The sequence below is a fragment of the Psychroflexus gondwanensis ACAM 44 genome (assembly GCF_000355905.1).
Lineage (GTDB): Bacteria > Bacteroidota > Bacteroidia > Flavobacteriales > Flavobacteriaceae > Psychroflexus > Psychroflexus gondwanensis.
Map to the genome: position 1 here is coordinate 104,606 of NZ_APLF01000002.1, position 20,388 is coordinate 124,993.

At 34.8% G+C, this 20,388-nt stretch carries 18 protein-coding genes; 13 read left to right on the forward strand and 5 right to left on the reverse strand.

Features of this window, described 5'->3' with window-relative positions:
* Positions 1–11 precede the first annotated feature (11 nt).
* The 11 genes from ilvC (at position 12) to argH (ending at position 12,022) form a co-directional block, all read left to right on the forward strand.
* The gene (ilvC, locus tag PGOND44_RS01835) at positions 12–1,508 is read left to right on the forward strand and encodes a ketol-acid reductoisomerase (RefSeq protein WP_003435550.1); all 1,497 of its coding nucleotides are present in this window, start codon (positions 12–14) and stop codon (positions 1,506–1,508) included.
* Between the two features lies 1 nt (position 1,509).
* Positions 1,510–2,775 carry a threonine ammonia-lyase gene (ilvA, locus tag PGOND44_RS01840; RefSeq protein ID WP_003435551.1) on the forward strand — a complete coding sequence of 422 codons (1,266 nt, stop codon included), beginning with the start codon at positions 1,510–1,512 and terminating at the stop codon, positions 2,773–2,775.
* Positions 2,776–3,143: 368 nt separating this feature from the next.
* The gene (locus PGOND44_RS01845; protein ID WP_003435552.1) at positions 3,144–3,767 is read left to right on the forward strand and encodes a GNAT family N-acetyltransferase; all 624 of its coding nucleotides are present in this window, start codon (positions 3,144–3,146) and stop codon (positions 3,765–3,767) included.
* Positions 3,764–4,948, forward strand: a complete 1,185-nt coding sequence (gene argG / locus PGOND44_RS01850) for an argininosuccinate synthase (protein WP_003435553.1) — start codon at positions 3,764–3,766, stop codon at positions 4,946–4,948. Before PGOND44_RS01845 ends, argG begins: the two co-directional genes overlap by 4 nt.
* Positions 4,945–5,922 carry an N-acetyl-gamma-glutamyl-phosphate reductase gene (argC, locus tag PGOND44_RS01855; RefSeq protein WP_003435554.1) on the forward strand — a complete coding sequence of 326 codons (978 nt, stop codon included), beginning with the start codon at positions 4,945–4,947 and terminating at the stop codon, positions 5,920–5,922. Before argG ends, argC begins: the two co-directional genes overlap by 4 nt.
* Before the next feature lie 63 nt (positions 5,923–5,985).
* Positions 5,986–6,786 (forward strand): pyrroline-5-carboxylate reductase, encoded by an 801-nt coding sequence (gene proC, locus PGOND44_RS01860; RefSeq protein ID WP_003435555.1) that lies wholly within the window; start codon positions 5,986–5,988, stop codon positions 6,784–6,786.
* Positions 6,783–7,907, forward strand: coding sequence for an aspartate aminotransferase family protein (locus PGOND44_RS01865; RefSeq protein WP_003435560.1), 1,125 nt, complete (start codon positions 6,783–6,785; stop codon positions 7,905–7,907). Before proC ends, PGOND44_RS01865 begins: the two co-directional genes overlap by 4 nt.
* A 1-nt stretch (position 7,908) precedes the next feature.
* Positions 7,909–8,850, forward strand: coding sequence for an N-acetylornithine carbamoyltransferase (locus PGOND44_RS01870; RefSeq protein WP_003435563.1), 942 nt, complete (start codon positions 7,909–7,911; stop codon positions 8,848–8,850).
* Positions 8,851–8,875: 25 nt separating this feature from the next.
* Positions 8,876–9,658: an acetylglutamate kinase gene (argB, locus tag PGOND44_RS01875; RefSeq protein WP_003435565.1), complete on the forward strand. Its 783-nt coding sequence runs from the start codon at positions 8,876–8,878 to the stop codon at positions 9,656–9,658.
* Positions 9,655–10,716: a M20 family metallo-hydrolase gene (locus tag PGOND44_RS01880; protein WP_003435569.1), complete on the forward strand. Its 1,062-nt coding sequence runs from the start codon at positions 9,655–9,657 to the stop codon at positions 10,714–10,716. The genes argB and PGOND44_RS01880 overlap by 4 nt, the downstream gene beginning before the upstream one ends.
* Positions 10,717–10,747: 31 nt before the next feature.
* A complete protein-coding gene (gene argH / locus PGOND44_RS01885; protein WP_003435571.1) occupies positions 10,748–12,022 on the forward strand; it encodes an argininosuccinate lyase in 1,275 nt (424 codons plus the stop codon).
* A gap of 62 nt (positions 12,023–12,084) precedes the next feature.
* On the opposite strand, the gene leuB is transcribed toward argH, so the two are convergent.
* From leuB to PGOND44_RS01905, 4 genes are all read right to left on the reverse strand, one after another.
* The gene (gene leuB / locus PGOND44_RS01890; protein ID WP_003435573.1) at positions 12,085–13,194 is read right to left on the reverse strand and encodes a 3-isopropylmalate dehydrogenase; all 1,110 of its coding nucleotides are present in this window, start codon (positions 13,192–13,194) and stop codon (positions 12,085–12,087) included.
* Between the two features lie 128 nt (positions 13,195–13,322).
* On the reverse strand, positions 13,323–13,928 hold the full coding sequence (gene leuD, locus PGOND44_RS01895; RefSeq protein ID WP_003435575.1) for a 3-isopropylmalate dehydratase small subunit: 606 nt from the start codon (positions 13,926–13,928) through the stop codon (positions 13,323–13,325).
* Between the two features lies 1 nt (position 13,929).
* Positions 13,930–15,312, reverse strand: coding sequence for a 3-isopropylmalate dehydratase large subunit (leuC, locus tag PGOND44_RS01900; protein WP_003435576.1), 1,383 nt, complete (start codon positions 15,310–15,312; stop codon positions 13,930–13,932).
* Between the two features lie 10 nt (positions 15,313–15,322).
* Positions 15,323–16,498 carry a 2-isopropylmalate synthase gene (locus tag PGOND44_RS01905; RefSeq protein ID WP_003435579.1) on the reverse strand — a complete coding sequence of 392 codons (1,176 nt, stop codon included), beginning with the start codon at positions 16,496–16,498 and terminating at the stop codon, positions 15,323–15,325.
* 145 nt (positions 16,499–16,643) lie between these two features.
* Here PGOND44_RS01905 and PGOND44_RS01910 point away from each other — a divergent pair, with 145 nt between their 5' ends.
* Positions 16,644–18,194: a hypothetical protein gene (locus tag PGOND44_RS01910; protein WP_003435580.1), complete on the forward strand. Its 1,551-nt coding sequence runs from the start codon at positions 16,644–16,646 to the stop codon at positions 18,192–18,194.
* A 16-nt stretch (positions 18,195–18,210) separates the two neighbouring features.
* Here the strand turns inward: PGOND44_RS01910 and PGOND44_RS01915 are convergent, their stop codons facing one another.
* Positions 18,211–18,657 (reverse strand): Lrp/AsnC family transcriptional regulator, encoded by a 447-nt coding sequence (locus PGOND44_RS01915; protein WP_003435584.1) that lies wholly within the window; start codon positions 18,655–18,657, stop codon positions 18,211–18,213.
* A 119-nt stretch (positions 18,658–18,776) separates the two neighbouring features.
* Between PGOND44_RS01915 and PGOND44_RS01920 the strand changes: the two genes are divergently transcribed.
* Positions 18,777–20,351, forward strand: a complete 1,575-nt coding sequence (locus PGOND44_RS01920) for an asparagine synthase-related protein (RefSeq protein WP_003435585.1) — start codon at positions 18,777–18,779, stop codon at positions 20,349–20,351.
* Positions 20,352–20,388 lie beyond the last annotated feature (37 nt).

The window sequence follows — 20,388 nt, forward strand, 5'->3', positions numbered from 1 at the left end:
AACATAGTAAAATGGCAAATTATTTTAACACACTTACCTTAAGACAACAACTCAAACAGTTGGGTAAATGCAGGTTTATGGAATCTTCTGAGTTTGAAGGTGGAGTAAAAGTCCTAAAAGGTAAGAAAATTGTTATCGTTGGTTGTGGAGCTCAAGGCTTAAATCAAGGTCTTAACATGAGGGATTCTGGTCTTGATATTTCTTATGCTTTAAGACAAGCGGCTATTGATGAGGAGAGAGATTCTTTCAAAAATGCGAAGTCTAACGATTTTAAGGTGGGAACTTATCAAGAATTGATCCCTGATGCAGATTTGATTTTGAATTTAACTCCAGATAAACAACATACCCATGTGATTAAAAGTATTATGTCTCTGATGAAGAAAGGGTCAACTTTAAGTTATTCTCATGGGTTTAATATTGTGGAAGAAGGAATGGACATAAGAAAGGACATCACAGTGATCATGGTCGCTCCAAAATGTCCTGGAACAGAAGTTAGAGAAGAGTACAAAAGAGGTTTTGGAGTTCCCACTCTCATAGCAGTTCATCCTGAAAACGATCCTGGGCAGAAAGGTTGGGAACAAGCAAAAGCCTATGCAGTAGCCACTGGCGGACATAGAGCTGGTGTTCTAGAATCTTCATTTATTGCTGAGGTGAAAAGTGATTTGATGGGAGAACAAACCATTCTTTGTGGAGTGTTACAAACTGGTGCTATTTTATCTTTCGACAAAATGATAGATGAAGGCATAGACCCAAGCTATGCAGTAAAATTAATTCAATACGGATGGGAAACCATTACCGAAGCTCTTAAGCATGGGGGGGTAACCAATATGATGGATCGTCTTTCTAACTCGTCCAAGATAAAAGCTTTTGAACTTTCCGAAGAATTGAAAACTATTCTAAGACCTTTATTTGAAAAACACATGGACGATATCATTTCTGGTCATTTTTCCAAAACTATGATGGAAGATTGGGCTAATGATGATGCTAATCTCTTAAAATGGAGAGCTGAAACAGGTGAAACTGCTTTCGAAAAAACAAAATTAACCGATGAACATATTAGTGAACAAGAGTATTTTGATAACGCTGTCCTTCTCGTTGCCTTCGCTAAATCTGGAATTGAATTAGCTTTTGAAACCATGGTAAGTGCTGGGATAATTGAAGATTCTGCCTATTACGAATCTTTACATGAGTTACCTTTAATAGCCAATACTATTGCAAGAAAAAAATTATTTGAAATGAATAGAGTTATCTCTGATACAGCAGAATATGGCTGTTATTTATTTAATCATGCCAGCAAACCCCTATTAGCCGATTTTATGGAGTCTGTAGATACTTCAGTTATTGGGCAGCCTTATCCTAATGCAGTCGAACTCGATAACATTAAATTAATAGAGGTAAATGCTGAGATAAGAAATCACCCTATCGAAAAGGTAGGTAAACGATTGAGAACAGCCATGATAGCCATGAAAGCACTCAAAACAGAACCTAAAGAAAAAGTGACTTTATAAAATGGAAGTAGAAACCACTTATTTTCCAAAACTTGAGGATGTGATAAAAGCATCCGAAAATCTTAAAGGGGTTGCCGTTGTTACTCCTCTAAGCCATAATTTGAGGTACTCAAAACAATACAATTCCAATGTTTTTTTCAAAAGAGAGGATTTACAACAAGTTCGTTCCTATAAAATAAGAGGAGCTTACAATAAAATGTCTTCACTTTCAGAAGATGAAATAAAAAACGGGATTGTTTGCGCTAGTGCTGGAAATCATGCCCAAGGTGTTGCCATCTCTTGTAAAGTCTTAAAGATTAAAGGAACAATTTTTATGCCTTGCCCAACACCTAATCAAAAAGTAGATCAGGTGGAAATGTTTGGGGAAGAATTTATAAATATCGTTCTAGTTGGAGATAGTTTTGATGATGCTTATCATGCAGCCATGACACAACGCGACAGATTAAACCAGACCTTCATACATCCGTTTAACGATCCAAAAGTCATTGAGGGACAAGCGACGGTTGGTCTTGAAATTATAAACCAATCTGAAGAAAAAACAATAGATTATGTGTTTCTTCCCGTTGGAGGCGGTGGATTAGCTTCAGGGCTTTCCTCTGTTTTTAAACATTTATCTCCATCTACCAAAATAATTGGGGTAGAGCCTAAAGGTGCTCCCTCCATGTCAAATTCTATAAAGAATGATAAAAATATTGAACTGAATACGATAGAAAGCTTTGTAGACGGAGCGGCTGTAAAACGTGTAGGTGATTTGACCTTTTCTATTGCCAAGCAAAACTTGCACGATATGATAACTGTAGATGAAGGTCATATTTGCCAGACTATATTAGATTTATATAATAAAGAAGCGATTGTAGCCGAACCTGCAGCAGCTCTTAGCATTGCAGCTTTAGAGCATTATGCAGAAGAAATTCAAGGTAAAAATGTAGTCTGTATTATAAGTGGGAGTAACAACGATATTACGCGAACTGCTGAAATAAAAGAACGAGCTATGCTGTATGCTCAGTTAAAACACTATTTTATTGTCAAATTCCCTCAGAGGGCTGGAGCTTTGCGCCAGTTTGTTGCTGAAATTTTAGGGCCTGATGACGATATTACTTACTTTCAATATACTAAAAAAACCAATAGAGAAAATGGTGCCGCAGTAGTAGGGTTAGAACTGAAATCGAAAGAAGACTTAGAACCGTTGGTAAAGCGTATGAAAGACAAAAAGTTTTATGGAGATTACTTAAACAATAAACCAGATTTGTTTCAATTTTTAGTTTAACGCTAATAATTGGAATAAATATTTGATCTTTAATTGGTTATATGAATAATAATTTTATATTTGAAGTATGAAATTACCCAAAAATAAAATTTTACCACACAATCTAATAATAGAAATTCTCCGCCGTAGCTAGTTTTTATCTCTCCAAAGCTATAATTTCTTTTATTATAATTTTATTTTATCATTATGTCTATTCACATCACATATAAAAATTCACTAATTAGTTTTAAGACTGCTATTCCTACGATTAGTTCTTTTAATCTATTTCGTCGCCCCTAGGGGCTATTCTATTCTACAGAACTTAGATGTGTTCGGTTCTACTTTTCAAACTCTAATTTTTTTTCTTAATTTTTAAAACATCAATCACAATGAGAATTCTTATTGCTGATAAGTCGCATAGTATTTATGCTGAAATTATTTGCCAAGCTATAGCTAAAGCTGCACAAATTAGGGGTACTGGTATCGCTAAGCGAGAGCCTGAATACATTAACGCCAAAATGAAAAAGGGTGATGCTGTTATCGCTTTAGACGGAGATCAGTTTGCAGGCTTCTGTTACATTGAATCTTGGAGCCATGGTAAATTTGTAGCCAATTCAGGCTTAATTGTAGATCCCGATTATCGAAATATTGGCTTGGCAAAACAGATTAAGCAGAAAATTTTTGATCAATCCAGAATTAAATTCCCAGACGCTAAAATATTTAGCATTACCACGGGATTAGCTGTTTTGAAAATGAATAGCGATTTGGGTTACAAACCTATGACCTTTTCTGAATTAACAGATGATCAGTCTTTTTGGAACGGTTGTCAAACCTGTAAAAATTACGATATACTTCAACGAACAAATCAGAAAATGTGCTTGTGCACAGGAATGCTTTTTGACCCTAAAGCCAAACAAGAACCTAAAACAAAAAAATACCCATTTGATAAAAAAATATGGAAGCGAATAAAAGAATTGAAACAGTCCGTTTTTCTAAAAAAAGATAAAAAATGAAAAAATTAGTTATAGCCTACAGTGGCGGTTTAGATACTTCATACTGTGCAGTAAGCCTATCAAAAGCAGGATACGAAGTACATGCCGTAAGTGTAAATACAGGAGGATTTACTTCAGATGAAATTAAAAAAATCAAAGCTAAAGCCCTTAAAATGGGTGTAGCTACCTATCAAAATATCGATGCTATTCAATCCTATTATCAAAAGGTGATTAAATATCTTATTTATGGTAATGTTCTAAAAAACAATACTTATCCATTGTCTGTAAGTGCTGAACGTATTATTCAAGCTATTGAAATTGTTCAATACGCTAAAAGCATCAATGCCCAATATATAGCTCACGGCAGTACAGGTGCTGGTAATGACCAAGTGCGTTTTGATATGATCTTTCAAATTTTAGCACCTGAAATAGAAATTATAACACCAATAAGAGATGGAAAATTAACCAGACAAGAAGAAATAGATTATTTGAAGTCCAATGGTATTGAGATGCCATGGGATAAAGCAAAATATTCTATCAATCAAGGACTGTGGGGCACAAGTGTTGGTGGCAAGGAGACTTTGACCTCTCAAAATCCATTACCAGAATCAGCATATCCTTCACAACTTAAAAAAGAAGTAGGTGAAAAAGTTACCTTAAGCTTTGAAAAAGGTGAATTTGTAGCTTTAAACAGCACTAAAAATTCACCAGAGAAAAATATCGAGTTATTAAACAAACTAGCCTCGGCTTATGCGATTGGTAGAGATATTCATGTAGGGGATACCATTGTTGGCATTAAAGGGAGGGTTGGCTTTGAAGCCGCTGCAGCTCTAATTATTATCAAAGCCCATCATTTACTGGAAAAACATACACTCACCAAATGGCAACTTCAGCATAAAGAATACTTATCTAGTTTCTATGGGATGCATTTACATGAAGGTCTGTATTTAGATCCGGTGATGAGAGATACGGAGGCCTTTTTAGAAAGCAGTCAAGCCAAAGTTTCTGGAAATGTGGTTGTGAGTTTAAAGCCTTATCATTTTATGTTGGATGGTATAGATTCTAAGCATGATTTAATGAATGCCAAATTCGGGAGTTATGGAGAAGAGAACACAGGATGGACAGCAGCAGAAGCCAAAGGATTCATAAAAATATTTGGTAATCAGAATAAAATCTATCAACAGGTAAATTCAGAATCATGATACAGGTAGGTATAATAGGCGGTGCAGGATACACGGCGGGAGAATTGATAAGACTACTACTCAATCATCCTGAAACTCACATTAATTTTATTTACAGCACTTCCAATGCTGGTCATAAAATTAGTAAAATCCATCAGGATTTAATTGGGTCAACAGACTTGATGTTTTCAAGCAAAATAAATCCAGAGATTGATGTTTTGTTTTTATGTCTAGGTCATGGTAATTCTAAAGCATTTTTAGAAAAAAACAGCTTTTCTGAGACCACAAAAATTATTGATTTAAGCACTGATTTTAGATTAGAAGCAGATTCTAATTTAAATGGAAAAGCCTTTGTTTATGGTTTGCCAGAATTACAAAAAGAAGCTATTAAAAAAGCGAATTATATTGCAAATCCAGGTTGTTTTGCAACAGCAATTCAATTGGCATTATTACCACTAGCCAAATCCAATGGGATAAAAGATGATCTACATATTAACGCAGTGACAGGAGCTACTGGGGCAGGAACCTCTTTATCAGCAACAACACATTTTGCTTGGAGAGACAACAATTTTTCGCATTACAAAGCATTCACACATCAACATTTAGCGGAGATTAACCAAACTGTAAATCAATTACAGTCTAATTTTAATTCAGAAATTAATTTTATGCCGAATCGCGGGAATCATTCAAGAGGTATTTTCTCTACACTTTACACAAAGTTTGAAGGGAGTATAGAAGAAGCAAAAAAAATGTATTCAGATTTTTATAAGAATGCAGCATTTACTTTTGTTTCCGACGATCCTATTCATTTAAAGCAAGTGGTAAACACCAATAAATGTATTCTTCATTTACATAAACACAACGACAAACTATTAGTTACAAGTATTATTGATAATCTTTTAAAAGGGGCTTCAGGGCAAGCAGTTCAAAATATGAATTTGATTTTTGGTTTTAATGAAAAAGAAGGCTTACAGTTGAAAGCAAATTATTTTTAACAAGTTCACCAAAAACCTGTTAGTTCTAAAAACCTGTCAGGTGTTAATAAAAAACACAACAACATGAAAATCGCAATCATAGGAACAGGAAATTTAGGGAAGTCCATCGCAAAAGGACTCCTTACAAATAATGCGATGACATCTTTATATTTAACCAAAAGAGATTTGAATGATATTCAAGAATTTGATGGCTATAAAAACGTAACGTTAACTACAGAAAACCTTGAAGCTGTAAAACAATCCGATATTTTAATCTTTGCAGTTCAGCCAACACATTTTGAACAAATCCTAATAGATATAAAGCCTTATCTAACAGAAAATCACATCTTAATATCAACAATAACTGGATTTTTAATTCCAAAGATTGAAGGTTTAGTTGGTAACGACCAGTTCATTATTCGAGCTATGCCAAACACAGCAATTGCTGTTGGAAAATCTATGACCTGTTTATGTAGTAATGAAAAAGGCGCTAAACGCATAAAAGTTGCCGAAGCTATTTTTAATAGATTAGGACATACTTTGGCTATTCCAGAATCTCAAATGCAAGCAGCAACTGTAATTTGTGCAAGTGGAATTGCCTTTTGGATGAGACTCATTCGCGCCTCAACTCAAGCCGCAATTCAACTAGGTTTTGATGCTAAAGAGGCCCAGGAACTGGCTATGTATACCAGTGAAGGTGCTGCCAATTTATTGATTACAAATGGTCTACATCCAGAAGAAGAAATTGACCGTGTGACTACGCCTAAAGGGTGTACCATTGAAGGCTTAAATGAAATGGAGCATAAAGGATTGAGCTCATCTCTAATACAAGGTATGGTCGCTTCATTTAATAAGATTAACAACATTAAAAAAGAACAGATATGAGTATATTTAAAGTATATCCATTATTTGACGTTACACCTGTTAGTGCAAAAGATGTTTACGTTTACGATGATAAAGGCATTGAATATTTAGACCTTTATGGTGGACATGCAGTAATTTCTATTGGGCATTCCCACCCAACATATGTAGCTGCAATCACAGAACAAATTCAAACTCTCGGATTCTATAGTAATGCTATTCAGAATCCGTTACAAGCTAAATTGGCTAATAAACTCGAAGCACTTTCTGCTTGTAAAGGCTACCACTTATTTATGTGTAGTTCTGGAGCAGAGGCTAATGAAAATGCTCTAAAATTAGCGTCGTTTCATAATCAAAAGCACAGAATTTTAGCCTTTAAAAATTCCTTTCACGGTCGTACTTCGGCAGCGGTGGCAGCCACAGATAATACAAAGATTGTAGCGCCTTTAAATGCTCAACAAGGTGTTGATTTTGTAGAGTTGGGTGACTTAAATGCAGTTGAAGATATTCTAAAACAAAACGAAACTTGTGCAGTCATTGTTGAATGCATTCAAGGTGTTGGTGGTTTAGACCAAAGTACAACTGAGTTTTGTCAAGGTTTAGAAAAACTTTGTAAACAATACAATACAGTATTAATTGCTGATGAAGTACAGTCTGGTTTTGGTAGAACTGGTGATTTTTTCGCTTTTGAAAAGCATAATTTTAAACCGGATATTATTTCAATAGCGAAAGGCATGGGCAACGGCTTCCCAGTTGGTGGTATTTTAATCCACCCAAGTATCCAAGCATCTTACGGACTGTTAGGCACTACTTTTGGAGGAAACCATTTAGCTTGTGCAGCTACGCTTTCTGTCCTAGACGTCTTAGAGAATGAAAACTTGATGCAAAATGCCAAAGAAATGTCTAATTATTTTGTTGGTAAAGCTGAAAAAATCCCAAAATTAAAAGCTGTTAAAGGACGTGGATTGATGCTAGGTTTGGAGTTCGATTTTCCCGTTGCTATGTTAAGGAAAAATCTTCTTTATCATCAACACATATTTACAGGAAGTTCTAAAAATCCTAATCTCATTAGAATTCTCCCACCTTTGACTATTCAAAAAAAACATATAGACTTCTTATTTGAAGCCCTAAAACTAGAATTGTAAAATGAAAAAATATACCACTATATCAGATATTTCAAATCTTAGTGAGACTATTATGCAAGCCATATCGCTGAAAAACAATCCTTTTCTTTATTCGGAATTAGGCAAGCATAAAACCTTAGTCATGTTATTTTTTAATGCCAGCTTACGTACCCGATTAAGCACAGAAAAAGCTGCTAGAAACTTGGGTATGGAAGTGATGATTTTAAATGTAAACGATGCATGGCAGTTAGAATTTGAAGATGGTACTGTTATGAACACCAATACTTCTGAACATATTAAAGAGGCGGCTCAAGTTATTTCGCAATATGCAGATGTGATTGCAGTTCGGGCATTTCCAACTCTAAAAGACAAGAAAAAGGACGAGTCTGAATATGTGTTGAATAGCTTTGTAAAATATGCATCGGTTCCAGTTATTAATATGGAAAGTGCAATGTCACATCCTTTACAAGCATTGGCAGATGCGATAACAATTTCAGAATTAAGCACAAAACGAAAGCCTAAAGTGGTATTGTCTTGGGCACCACATCCAAAAGCTTTGCCTCAAGCTGTACCCAATTCATTTGTTGAAATGATGCAGCTTTTGGAGGTTGATTTTTGTATCACGCATCCTAAAGACTATGAGTTAAACCCTGAAATTACTAAACACTCACAGATTAATTACAATCAAGAAGAAGCCTTGAAAGATGCTGATTTTGTTTATGTAAAAAATTGGAGTAGTTATAAGGAATATGGTCAGATTTTATCTCAAGATAACAACTGGAGAATGACCAAAGCTAAACTAGGCAATGCGAAATTTATGCATTGCTTACCTGTAAGGCGGAATGTGGTTGTTGAAGATGCTGTTTTAGATAGTGACAAGTCCATAGTGATGCAACAAGCTAATAACAGAACTTACGCTGCACAGGTGGTTTTGATGCAACTCGTAGAAGATTTAAATAAATAAAACCCTTCCCTCTGGGAAGATTAGTATGGGAATGAAAACACTTAAAGTCATTAAAATCGGCGGGAATATCATAGATGATAATGAAGCTTTGTTAGGCTTTCTAAAAGACTTTTCAAACCTTAAAGGCCCTAAACTTTTGGTCCATGGTGGTGGAAAATTGGCGACAGATTTGGCTCAAAAAATGGGTGTAGAAGTTAAAATGATTGATGGCAGACGTATAACCGATGTCCACACTCTAGATATAATTGTTATGATGTATGCTGGTAAAATCAATAAAAACATAGTTGTAAATCTTCAGGCTAACCAATGCAACGCTATCGGGTTTTCGGGTGCAGATGGAAATAGCATCATTTCTACAAAAAGACCTACTACTCCTGTTGATTTTGGATTTGCAGGCGATGTGACTCAAGTCAATACAGAAGTTCTGGAATTATTGATTAACCAAAATATAACGCCAGTATTTTGTGCCATTACACATGATAAAAATGGACAACTTTTAAACACCAATGCCGATACCATTGCTTCAGAATTAGCTATCGCTTTGGCTAAGACCTACCAAACAGAATTATATTACTGTTTTGGAAAAAGTGGAGTTTTAAGGGATATAAACGATGAATTTTCAGTTATAGAATCCATAACTCCAGATAATGTGCAAGAGTTAATTCAAAATAAAATAATTTCCGATGGTATGCTTCCTAAAATTAAGAATAGCATAAATGCCATTAATCATAGAGTCAATAAAGTCTGCATTGGCAAATCTGAAATGATTTTTAACCCATTTACATATTTTACAAGCATAACAAAATGATAGATAAACTAACAACTAAAGCCATCAACTTATTGAAACAACTCGTAGAAACGCCATCTTTTTCTTTTGAAGAGGAACATACAGCGCAACTTATAGAGCATTGGTTTCAACATCAGAGCATTCCTTTTAACCGTCAAAAAAATAATATTTGGTCAACCAATGAATATTTTGATGAAAGTAAACCCACGATTTTACTCAACTCCCATCACGATACTGTGCAACCTAATAGTGGTTACACCAAGGATCCATTTGAGGCTGTGGTTGAAGGCGGAAAGCTATATGGATTGGGAAGTAATGATGCTGGGGGATGTCTGGTCTCTTTATTAGCCACTTTCGCCTATTTTTATGCAAAGAAAGACTTGAAGTACAACTTAGTCATCGTAGCCTCTGCTGAAGAGGAAAACAGTGGCGATAATGGTTTGAATAGTATGTTGACCATTATTCCCAAAATAGAGGTGGCTATTGTTGGTGAACCCACCTTAATGCAGCTTGCTGTTGCCGAAAAAGGCTTGGTTGTTTTTGATGCTAAAATAAAAGGTACACCTAGTCATGCTGCTCATCCTAATACCGACAATGCTATTTATAACTGCATACCCGTTTTACAATGGTTTCAAGATTATAAATTTGAACGAACATCGTCTGTTTTAGGTGATGTAAAAATGACCGTAACACAAATAAAGGCAGGTAAACAACACAACGCAATACCAGGGGAGGTGGAGTTGGTCGTCGACGTGAGAGTGAACGAATGCTATACCAACGAGGAAATTGTACAAACTCTTCAAGAAAATGCACCTTGCTCAAGTATTATACCTCGAAGTACTCGATTAAACTCTTCTTCTATTCCTCTCGAACACGAATTGGTGAAAGCGGGTACAGAATTGGGAAGGACAACCTATGGCTCACCAACGCTCTCAGACCAAGCGATATTAACTTGCCCTTCGTTAAAATTAGGTCCAGGCGACAGTACGCGATCGCATACTGCAGATGAATTTATTTATGTAAATGAAATTGAAGATGGGATTAAAACCTACATTAGTTTATTAAAAAAAGTACTATAAAACTGAAATTGGAACTAGTAAAACTACACTTATGAAACTTTGGGACAAAGGTATTTCAATCGACAAAAAAATAGAACAATTTACTGTTGGTAACGACCGTGAAATCGATTTACATATTGCTAAATACGATGTTCAAGCATCTCTAGCACATGCTAAAATGTTAAGGCACATCGGTATTTTAACTGGTGACGAATTAATTCTATTAGAACAAGGTTTAAAAGGTTTAGCACAACAAATTGAAAAAGGTACTTTTACAATTGAACCTCAGTTTGAAGACGTTCATTCTAAAATTGAATTTGAGTTGACCACTAGTTTAGGTGAAGTCGGTAAAAAAATTCACACGGCACGTTCTAGAAACGATCAAGTTTTGGTCGCTTTACAGTTGTTTTATAAAGATCATTTAAAGGAAATTAAAACGAAAACGAAAACTTTTTTCGACACGCTTCTATCGCTTGCAGACTCTCATAAAAACTCTTTGCTTCCTGGTTACACCCATTTACAAGTGGCTATGCCTTCCTCTTTTGGTTTGTGGTTTTCAGCCTATGCTGAACAGTTAATAGACGATGTCTTTTTATTGGATGCTGCCTTAAAAACGGTAGACCAGAACCCTTTGGGTTCCGCTGCTGGATATGGAAGTTCATTCCCCATAAATAGGGAGTTTACAACCAAAGAACTAGGCTTTTCGACATTAAAATACAATGTGGTAGCTGCTCAAATGAGTCGTGGTAAAAGCGAACGAACTTTAGCATTAGCTCTGGGAAGTTTATGCAATACTATGTCGCGTTTTGCTATGGATATCTGTTTGTATAACAGTCAGAATTTTGGATTTATTGGATTTCCAGACCAGTTGACTACAGGGAGTAGTATTATGCCACATAAAAAAAACCCTGATGTTTTTGAGCTTATAAGAGGGAAATGCAACAAAATTCAAGCTTTACATACCGAGATGGTTTTAATTACCAATAATTTGCCAAGCGGTTATCATAGAGACTTCCAACTACTAAAAGAAAACAGCATTGCAGCAGTTGAAGATGTAAAAGACATACTTGACATTTTTAATTATACTATTCAAAAAGTGATTGTAAAAGACATTGATTTAACGGATGAAAAATACCAGCATTTATCTACTGTAGATAGCATAAATAATCTGGTAATTGAAGGAATGTCATTTAGAGAAGCTTATCAAACTATAGGGAAGCAAGTTGAAGAAGGGACCTATACTTCGGATTCTGCTAAAAGCCACACTCACGAAGGCAGTATAGGAAATCTCTGTTTAGAAGAAATAAAAGCTAAATTTCCAAACTAAAACACAGCATTTCTAAAGAAATGCTGTGTTTTGGAAGTTGTTAATAAAAGAAATTGTAAAGCCTAAATTATGGTTGACTGTCCAATATGAATATTTATAAAATTATGGTTGGAGTCAGTTGGGTTACTGATGAAATCAGCTATAAAGTCACCGACTTTTGAAGTCGAGATTTCCTCATGTTTTATACCTAAATCTGGGGTAGTGATGCCCAATTTCAGTGATTTTTCTACGGCATAATTAATTATTTCAGCCTCATCAAATAGTCCAAAATGTTCTAAAAGCATAGCTGCAGATAAAATAGCTGCGATAGGATTGGCAATGCCTTTTCTAGTAGCCTCAGGGTAGGAGCCATGAATAGGCTCAAATAAAGCGTACTTATCTCCAATAGAAGCTGAGGGTATTAAACCTATAGAGCCACCGATAACACTTGCTTCATCACTTATAATATCGCCAAACATATTCTCTGTCAAAATCACGTCGAATTGTTTAGGGTTCAATATCATTTGCATCGCAGCATTATCTACATACAAATACTCCAGTTTAACCTCAGGATAAGCTTTGGAAAGTTCTGTAACGGTTCGTCTCCAAAGGCGAGAAGTTTCTAGGACATTAGCTTTATCAATTAAGGTGACCTTTTGGCGTCTAGTTTTAGCTGCTTTAAAAGCTAAATGAGCTAAGCGTTCAATTTCTTTTTTGGAATATTCACACAAATCAGAGGCATAATTACCATCCTGACTTACCTCTTTTTTTCCAAAATAAATTCCACCCGTTAATTCTCGATAAATACTGATATCAACATCTTTTATTAGATGTGCTTTAAGGGGGGACTTATCCAATAATGAGTCAAAAGCTTTTACAGGTCTTATGTTTGCAAATAGACCTAATTCTTTTCTCATTTTAAGTAAACCTTGTTCTGGACGTATTTCAGCATCATCGTATTTTGGATCACCAATCGCTCCAAACAATATAGCATCGCTAGTTTTACAAAGCTCTAAGGTCTCTTGTGGGAAGGGATCTCCATATTCATCAATCGCAGCACCCCCAACCTTGGCATAGTTAAACGAAAACTTGTGGTCAAATTCCAAAGCAATTGCATCCAATGCTTTAATAGCTTGATCGCTTACTTCCGGTCCAATTCCATCTCCGGCTAAAACAGCTATATTCAATTTCATCTTTAATATTTTTTATAATTATTATTATTTTTTTGCGTTTATTATTATTTGTTAATACGAGCATAAAGTCGCGCTTTCAAAACTTGGTTTTTTCTTTAATTAAAAGAAACAAAACTCACACAAACCCATCAATCATAAACGTTAAGTAACTTTCTTTGATTCTCAAAGTGTTCTATTTTATCTTTTTTACTCAATAAAAAGTCAATGTCATCATACCCATTGATCATGCAAGTTTTTTTATAAGTGTCAATTTTAAAACTTTCCTTAAGCTTTGAATTTTCTATAGAAATACTTTGACTTTCAAGATCTACACTTACTCGCGTTTCAGGCTTTTCAGAAATCAATTTCATGATATCCTTAAGGAAATCGGGACTTACCTGAATGGGTAACAAACCATTATTGAGGGCATTTCCTTTAAAAATATCCGCAAAAAAACTAGAAACGATCCCTTTAAAACCATAATCTGAAAGTGCCCATGCAGCATGTTCTCGACTGGATCCACAGCCAAAATTATCGCCAGCTATTAAAACACGACCAGAGTAGCGTTTGTCGTTTAAAACAAAATCAGATCGTTCTGATCCATTTTTATCGTATTTCCAATCTCTAAAAAAGTTTTCTCCAAAACCTTCTCGACTTGTAGTTTTTAAAAAACGCGCTGGGATGATTTGATCTGTATCGACATTTTCAATATCCAGTGGAATAGCTCTTGAGTTTAGTGTTGTAAACTTTTCCATTTTAGTTCAGTTGTTTAGTAATATCTACAATTCTACCTTCAATAGCTGCAGCAGCTGCAACCAAAGGGCTTGCTAAAATAGTCCTAGAGCCTTGACCTTGTCTTCCCTCAAAATTCCTATTTGAGGTAGATACACAATATTCACCTTCGGGAATTTTATCATCATTCATAGCCAAACAAGCACTGCAGCCAGGTTGTCGTAATTCAAATCCTGCCTTTTGGAATATATCTTTTAAGCCTTCTTTTTCAATCTGGTTTTCTACCTGTTTGCTGCCTGGAACAAGCCAAGCGGTCACGTTTTTAGCCTTTTGCTTTCCTTTTACATAATGGGCAACAACTCTAAAGTCCTCAATTCTAGAATTTGTACAGCTCCCTATAAATACATAATTGATAGGTTTGCCTGCCATGTCTTCACCCTTTTGAAAATTCATATATTTCAAAGATTTTTCAAAAGAAGCATCTTTTTTGTTAGGAATTTTCTGCCCTACTTTAATGCTCATTCCAGGGTTTGTACCAAAGGTGATCATCGGGTCAATATCTTCAGCTTCAAAAACGAATTCTTTATCAAAAATGGCATCCTTATCAGTTGGTAAAGTCTTCCAATAATGAAGTGAAGACTTCCATTTCTCAGCTTTAGGGGCAAACTTTTTACCTTTTACATAATCAAAAGTAGTTTGGTCAGGAGCAATCATTCCGCCTCTAGCACCCATTTCAATGCTCATATTACAAACGGTCATTCGACCTTCCATGGACATGTTTTCAAATACCTCTCCTGCGTATTCACAGAAATACCCAGTTCCAACATTGGTTCCTAGCTTAGAGATGATGTATAGAATCACATCCTTGGGGAGGACCCCATTTTTCAAAGTTCCATTTACTTTTATTCTCATGCTTTTTGGCTTGGTCAGTAACAAACACTGACTTGCAAATACTTGAGTCACTTGGCTTGTTCCAATCCCAAATGCAATGCTACCAAAGGCCCCATGTGTAGACGTGTGTGAATCACCACAAACTATAGTCATGCCAGGTTGGGTAATCCCCAATTCTGGAGCTATAACATGGACTATACCATTGTATTTATGTCCAAGTTCGTATAGCTTTATGTTGTTCTTTTTACAATTTTCGGATAATTGAGCAAGTTGTTTTCTTGACAATTCGTCCTTCACTGGTAAATGTTGATCCACAGTTGGGGTATTATGGTCTGCTGTGGCAACAATTTCTTTAGGTCTGAAAACTGGAATATTTCTTCTCTCTAGTTCTTGAAAAGCTTGTGGACTGGTGACCTCATGGATTAAATGCTTATCGATATATAAAATCTGGGGACCATCTTCGATTGTATCTACAACATGTGCATCCCAGACCTTTTCAAATAATGTTTTACTCATAGTTTTATCTTTAAGCCGACATAATATCTCTGTAAACTTTGCTTGTTTCTATAATTTGGTGAATGTCCTCATCATTAACTTCTTTACGCTGATCTGCAAAATTTAAGAAGTTAGCGTAGACTTCATCCAGTTGTAGTTTAGTTAAATCATAGCCTACGTTTTTAGCTTTATAGGCTAGAGCAGCCCTACCGCTTCTAGCAGTAAGAATAATAGCAGATTCTGTAACACCTACATCGGCAGGGTCTATTATTTCATAAGTATCTCTTCTTTTGATAACCCCATCTTGGTGAATTCCAGAACTATGTGCAAAGGCATTGGCTCCCACTATTGCTTTATTAGGTTGTGGGTAAATACCCATGTGCTTAGAAATTAACTGACTTAATTTAAAAAGATGTTTGGTATTGATATTAGTGTCAAAATTTAAGTAAGGATGTTGTTTCAAAATCATTACGATTTCTTCCAAAGCTGTATTTCCAGCACGTTCTCCTATGCCATTAATGGTGCATTCTACTTGTCTTGCGCCATTTTTGATGGCTTCTATAGAATTGGCAGTAGCAAGCCCTAAGTCATTGTGACAATGACAAGAAATAATGGCTTTATCAATATTCTTTACATTCTCTTTAAGGTACTTGATTTTTGCACCATATTCGCTAGGTAAACAATACCCTGTAGTATCAGGTATGTTTAATACAGTAGCTCCTGCTTTTATAGCAACTTCACATACTTTAGCTAGGTAGTCGTTGTCGGTACGACCCGCATCTTCAGCATAAAATTCAACATCTTCGACAAAAGTTTTAGCATAACTTACGGCATCGTAAGCTCGTTGTATGATTTCTTCTCTGTTGGATTTAAATTTATATTTTATGTGAGAGTCTGAAGTCCCTATACCTGTATGGATTCTTGGTCTTTTAGCATAGGCAATAGATTCTGCAGCAACCTTAATATCGTTTTCAACCGCTCGACTTAAGCTACATACTCTAGCATTTTTAACGAGTTTAGAAATAGCAACAATAGAGTTGAAGTCACCAGGACTCGATACGGCAAATCCTGCTTCAATAACATCTACGCCTAACTCATCAAGCTCTTTGGCAATAATGAGCTTTTGCTCGGTATTAAGCTTACATCCAGGAACTTGCTCTCCATCTCTTAATGAAGTATCGAAAATTTCAACTTTATCATGTGACATATCAAAATTATTTATATGTTTCTATTTCAAAACTATATGTTATTACCGTTGAAAAATAACCGGTAATTGGTATTTTTACGATGTTCAACTCCTGTTATTTTAAGTAAGACACTGATAATTAGTATTGTATATAAAAATTTCATTGATGATTAAAGATCAAAAAGACAACCTATTTTTATTGATAAAGTCTTTAACCAAATCTGAAAAGCGCCAGTTTAAGCTTTATGTAGGTCGATTGGAAGATAATGAGGATTCAAAATTTTTGAATTTATTCAACTTTTTGGAAAAGGCTTCTAAGTACAAGGAAAAGGATATTTTGACGACGGGCTTTGTAAAAAAACAACAATTAGCCAATGTAAAAGCACATTTATATAAGCAGATTTTAATTAGCCTTAAGCTTAATCCTTTTCATCAGAATGTACGTTCACAAATAAGAGAACAAACAGAATTTGCTACTATTCTTTACCATAAGGGTTTGTATAAGCAAAGTCTAAAAATCTTAGGTAAAGCTAAAGAAATAGCGGTAAGCCATGAAGAAAAGAATTTAGTGTTTGAGATTGTTGAGTTAGAAAAACTTATAGAGTCTCAGTATATCACCAGAAGTATTGAAAGTAGAGCAGATGATTTGATTGAGCAGTCCAGCAGATTTAGCCATCTCAACTTGATTGCGAGTAGTTTATCTAATTTGTCACTTAAACTTTATAGTATTATTTTAAAGTCAGGCTATGTAAAAAGTGACAAAGAGAAAGTTGAAGTTCTTCACTACTTTAATTCTAATTTACCAAAATTTGATATAAAGGATTTAGGATTTAGAGAAAAACTATGGCTTTATAATTCTTACTTATGGTTGAGTTTTTTAATCCAAGATTTCATAGCCTGTTATAAATATTCCAAAAAATGGGTAGAATTATTTCAAGATTATACTAAAATGATTTCCCTCAACCCTGTTTGGTTTTTAAAAGGAAATCAATACCTGTTGGAATCTTTATTTTATATACAAGATCACAAAAGGTTTGAAATTGTGTTGGAAAACATGGAAATGAATATTTCAAAAAAATCATTTCCAAAAGATGATAATATTGAGGGGCTAGTCTTTTTATATCTAAATACCGATAGATTAAACCTTTGTTTTATAAAAGGTTTATTTGAAGAGGGGCTTAGCTTAGTGACTAATATCCTAAAGGGTATAAAGTATTTTCAAAACAGAATTGATGAACACCACATTATGGTTTTCTATTACAAAATAGCCAGCCTTCATTTTTGTGTAGGAAACAATAAAGAGTGTATACATTATTTGGATAAAATTATTTCCAACAAATCTTTAATCATGAGAGAAGATTTGATGTGTTTCTCAAGAATATTAAATCTCTTCGCACATTATGACGCCGGTATGGATTACCACTTGGAGTCACATTTGAGAAGTACTTATAAGTTTCTTATCAAAATGAACGAGTTGAATGATGTGCAAAAGGAAATTATCAGTTTTATGAAAGCCTTACCAGATATTTTTCCTCACGACCTCAAATCAGCTTTTAGAGAAGTTTTAGAAAAACTCAAGAAATACGAAGATGACCCTTATGAGCGTAGAGCATTTTTATATCTAGATATTATATCTTGGTTGGAAAGTAAAATTACAAACGTATCTGTAGATCAAATCATAAGGAATAAGTTTTTAGAAAAAAAATCAATGCATTAACTCGGTATCATTAACTCTAAAATTCTATTTCTCTAGTAAAGGTCTGCTCCAAACAAATAAAGGTTTCAGTTCTAGCGACACCATCTATTGTTTGAATCTTGTTGCTTAAAACTTCGGTGAGGTGCTTATTGTCTCTACATATTACTTTGACTAATAGCGAAAAGTTCCCCGTTGTATAATTGCATTCTACTACTTCATCAATTTCATACAAGGCTTGACTTACTTTCCTGTAAATATTGGCTTTATTGAAGTAAATACCGATAAAACTTTGAGTTTGATAGCCCAATAAATAAGTATCTATAACACTCTTCGAACCAGTAATAATCTTTTGTTCCTCCAGTTTTTTCACCCGAAGATGGACTGCTGTAGCACTCATGTTGCATTCGTTTCCAATTAGCTTAAGAGAGGCCTTAGCGTCCTTACTTAATATATTTAAGATTTTCCTATCAGTTACATCTATCATCTTTATATTTTTTAGTAATAAGCTAAATTAAAACTTATTTTTAATAATTATAGCTTTTATATTGTTTTATATTAAGTATTATCTCTTATTTGCTTTATATTAATTAAATAAAATCTGTTATGTGTGGAATATTTGTAGCCATCGAAAGTGCAAAATCTAGTCAATTTTTAGTGGATGAGTTCATGAAAATCAAACATCGTGGACCAGACTCCTCAGACTTTAAAACTATTAAAAAAAACACCTATTTTGGTTTTCACCGTTTAGCCATAAATGGCTTAACACCAATGGGAAACCAACCGATGTATAAAAATGGAGTTTGGCTAGTGGCCAACGCAGAAATATTTAATTATTTAGAATTAGCAGATAAATATGATATTAAGTTAGAGACAGGATCGGATTGTGAAATTCTTATTGATTTATATCAATTAATAGGTGAAGAAAAAATGCTTCTAGAAATAGATGGGGAGTTTGCTTTTGTTCTTTACGACGAATCCAAGGATTTGTATATTGCTGCAAGAGATCATTTAGGCGTGAGAGGCATGTATATGGGGTATCACGATTCTGAAATATATTTTTCGTCAGAAAGCAAAGCTATTAGCTTTTCAAAAGAACTAAACCAATTTCCTCCAGGTCATTATTGGAATTCCTATACGGATAAAGTGATACCTTACTTTTTTCATGATTATGACACTACAGATCTCACTGAGGAGGAGTACTGTAAAAAAATCAATGAATTATTAACTCAATCTGTTGAAAAACGGATGATGAGTGAAAGACCTTTAGGCTGCTTATTAAGCGGAGGTTTGGACAGTAGCCTTGTTGCAGGAATACTGGCAAGAAAATTAAAAGAAAAAGGGAAACAATTGGAAACGTTTTCTATTGGTTTAGAAGGAAGTCCAGATATTGTTGCTGCCAAAAAAGTTGCAGATCATATAGGAAGTAAACACCATAGCATCGTTTGTACAGAACAAGATTTCTTAGACGAACTAGAACATACCGTTTATATGTTAGGAAGTTATGATGTCACTACTATACGCGCTTCGGTAGGTCACCAACTCGTCGCCAAATACGTAAGAGACCACTCCGATGTGAAAGTTTTATTCTCTGGAGAAACTGCAGATGAATTTGGATCTTATCTGTATTTTCAAAATGCACCAGACTCAGAGAGTTTCCAACAAGAATCTATTAGATTGCTCAAGGATATTCAGTTTTTTGATATGAAGAGAGCGGATAGGTCAATTTCAAACGCAGGACTAGAAGCAAGAGTTCCCTTTGCAGACAAAGCTTTTGTGAAATTCTTCATGTCTATTCCTCCTGAAAGCAGAATGTTTTCTGACCAAAAAATTGAAAAGTACCTGATTAGAAAAGCTTTTGAAAAGGAAAACTTAATTCCAGAGGAAGTACTATGGCGTCGTAAAAACGGGTTTTCAGATAGCGTGAGTAGTAAGCAAAAATCTTGGAGTGCTATTATTCAAGAGCACGTCAATACTTTAGTTTCTGACGAAGAATTTCAAACTGAAAAGTTTAAATATTCTCCTGAACCCGCAACAAAAGAAGCGTATTACTATCTCAAAACGTTTGAATATTATTATAAATCACACTTTCAACTAACTCCATATCAGTGGTTGCCTAAATGGTGTGGGGATGTTAAAGATCCTTCAGCTAGGGTTTTAGAGATATATCAAGCTGATTAATTTATTTTTAGTTTTAGTTTGTTACTGCCTATTTACT